The sequence below is a fragment of the Desulfovibrio piger ATCC 29098 genome (assembly GCF_000156375.1).
GTDB lineage: Bacteria > Desulfobacterota > Desulfovibrionia > Desulfovibrionales > Desulfovibrionaceae > Desulfovibrio > Desulfovibrio piger.
This window is the reverse complement of sequence record NZ_DS996359.1, coordinates 485,581-488,532: the sequence shown is the minus strand read 5'-3', so window position 1 is coordinate 488,532 and position 2,952 is coordinate 485,581. Positions and strand designations below refer to the sequence as shown.

The window sequence follows — 2,952 nt, the reverse complement described above, 5'->3', positions numbered from 1 at the left end:
GAATTCAACGTCAACGCCAACGTGGGCAAGCCCCAGGTTGCCTACCGCGAAACCATCTCCAAGCCTGCCAAGACCGACATGAAACATGCCAAGCAGTCTGGTGGTCGCGGTCAGTACGGTCACTGCGTGATCGAGGTGGAACCCAACCCGGGCAAGGGTTACGAGTTCATCAACTCCATCACCGGCGGCGTGATCCCCAAGGAATACATCCCCGCCATCGACAAGGGTATCCAGGATGCCATGAAGTCCGGCGTGCTGGCCGGCTTCCCCTGCGTGGACCTGAAGGTCAACCTGGTCTTCGGTAGCTACCACGAAGTGGACTCCTCCGAACAGGCCTTCTACGTGGCCGGTTCCATGGCCATCAAGGACGCCATGCAGAAGGCCGGCCCGGTCCTGCTGGAACCCATCATGGACGTGGAAGTGGTCACCCCCGAAGAATACCTCGGCGACGTGATGGGCGACCTCAACGGCCGCCGCGGCCGCGTGCAGAGCATGGAAGCCCGCGCCGGCGGTGCCCAGAGCGTGCGCGCCCAGGTGCCCCTGGCCTCCATGTTCGGTTACGCCACCGACCTGCGCTCCCGTACCCAGGGCCGCGCCACCTTCACCATGCAGTTCGATCACTACGAGCGTGTGCCCCAGGCTATCGCCGACGAGATCCAGAAGAGCAAAAACTAGCGTCCTGAACGTCCGTTCCCACAAAGACCGGACAGCGCTGGTTGCTTGATATGACGGCGGGGATTTTGCAAGGCAAGATCCCCGCCTTTTTTTCATCGTTTTCCTCCCGGAAGCCCATGACCGGAAAGGATGTTCCCATGAGCGATACGCGCAACGACCTGCCCCTCGGCTTCTCCGCCGGGGCCGCTGCCGCCGGTTTCAAAAAAGCCGGCCGCGACGACCTGGGGCTGATTGTTTCCGACCGTCCCGCCGTGCTGGCGGGCCTGTTCACCACCAATGCCTTCAAGGCCGCCCCCGTGCAGGTCTGCCAGCAGACCCTGCGCGAATACGGCACCTGCCGCGCCGTGCTGGCCAACTCCGGCCAGGCCAATGCCTGTACCGGCGACGAAGGCCTGGAGAATTGCCTCGAGACCCGACGCATGGTCGCCGCCCTCACCGGGCTGGCTCCGCACGAGATCATGCCCATGTCCACCGGCGTCATCGGCGACCAGCTCAAGATGGACCGCTGGCGCGAGGCCGTGCCCTCCCTGGTGGAAAGCCTGGGCAGCCGCGATGCCGAAGGCTTTACCCGCGCGTTCATGACCACCGACGCCTTTCCCAAGTTCGCCAGCATCACGGTGCCCCTGTCCGGCGGCACCGTGCGCCTTACCGGCATGGCCAAGGGCGCGGGCATGATCTGCCCCAACATGGCCACCATGCTGGCCGTCATGCTCACCGACGCCGATGTGGACCGCGAGACCTGGCAGGCCATGTTCGCCCGCGCCGTGGACAAGACCTTCAACCGCGTCAGCGTGGACGGTGATACCTCCACCAACGACACCATCCTCGGCCTGGCCAACGGCGCTTCCGGCATCCGTGCCGAAGGTGAGGACGCCGCCCTGCTGGAAAAGGGCCTTACCGACATCCTGGGCCAGATCTCCTACATGCTGGTCAAGGACGGCGAGGGCGCCAGCAAGGTCATGCACATCACCGTGAGCGGCGCCGCCTCCGATGAGGACGCCTGCCGCATCGCCCGCACCGTGGGCCACTCCCAGCTGGTCAAGACCGCCATCTACGGCCAGGACGCCAACTGGGGCCGCATCGTGGCTGCCGTGGGCCGCAGCGGGGCCCAGGTGGATCCCGCCCGCGTGCGTCTGGTGCTCTGCGGCATCGAACGCTTCCGCGACGGCCAGCCCGTCAACGGCGACAAGGAAGCCGAGCTTTCCGAGCTGCTCAAGGCCACCGACATCCCGGTGGAGATCCATATGGGCCTCGGCGACGGCTGCTACGACCTGCGCGCCTCCGACCTCGGCCACGAATACGTCAGCCTCAACGCCGATTACCGCTCGTAAGCGAGAGAGGTGTTTTGTTGAGGGGAAAGGAAGCCCTTTGCCAGCGCCGAAAAGGCCTCCTTCCCCCTCAAACTTTCCCCTTCCTCCTCAAACACGCTTTATCAGGGAGAGGCGGAGAAACACGGCAGCACCGTGCTTCCCCGCCTCTCCTTTTTCGTCGCAGGGATATACCCGGCCATTCCTGTCGCCCTTCCCCAGCATCCTTTTCCCCACCTCTTGCCATTTTGCTGACGCATGCTTATCTACAGTGAGCGAATCCCTACCTCGCACATCAAGGAGATACCATGACCAGCCAGATCAAGACCGTGCTGCTTCTCGCCCTGCTTTCCGCCATCATCATCGGCCTGGGCGGCATCATGGGCGGCCGCACCGGCATCATCATCGCCTTCGTGATCGCCATGATCATGAACGTGGGTTCCTACTGGTATTCGGACAAGATCGTGCTCTCCATGTACCAGGCCCGCGAGCTGTCCGAAGACGAAGCCCCCATGTTGCACCGCATGGTGGCCGAGCTTTCCGCCAACGCCGGCATCCCCAAGCCCCGCGTCTGCGTCATCCCTGAAGACGCGCCCAACGCCTTCGCCACCGGTCGCGACCCCGAGCACGGCGTGGTGGCCGTCACCGACGGTATCATGCGCATCCTCAGCCCCGAGGAGCTGCGCGGCGTCATCGCCCACGAGATCGGCCACATCGCCAACCGCGACATCCTGATCCAGACCATCGCCGGCGTGCTGGCCTCGGTCATCGTCAGCATCGCCAACTTCATGCAGTTCGCCGCCATCTTCGGCGGCAGCAGCAACGACGAGGAAGGCGGCACCAACCCCATCGCCGCGTTCCTGCTGGCCATCCTGGCCCCCATCGCCGCCAGCATCATCCAGATGGCCATCTCCCGCTCGCGCGAGTACCTGGCCGACGAGACCGGCGCCCGCATCTGCGGCCAGCCCCT

Annotated in this window: 2 protein-coding genes and 1 pseudogene; all 3 read left to right on the top strand. The window is 64.6% G+C overall.

Features of this window, described 5'->3' with window-relative positions:
• Positions 1–675 (top strand): annotated as a pseudogene (fusA, locus tag DESPIG_RS08745) (elongation factor G); the annotation flags it as partial.
• 137 nt (positions 676–812) lie between these two features.
• Complete coding sequence (gene argJ / locus DESPIG_RS08740; protein ID WP_147589009.1) at positions 813–2,006, top strand: bifunctional glutamate N-acetyltransferase/amino-acid acetyltransferase ArgJ; 1,194 nt, start codon at positions 813–815, stop codon at positions 2,004–2,006.
• 284 nt (positions 2,007–2,290) lie between these two features.
• Positions 2,291–2,952: M48 family metalloprotease (locus DESPIG_RS08735; protein ID WP_006007639.1), on the top strand; the 662-nt coding region annotated here is incomplete at its 3' end.

Excerpts from the sequence above, each read along its gene's own strand:
- argJ (WP_147589009.1), top strand. The coding sequence starts at position 813 with ATGAGCGATACGCGCAACGACCTGCCCCTCGGCTTCTCCGCCGGGGCC.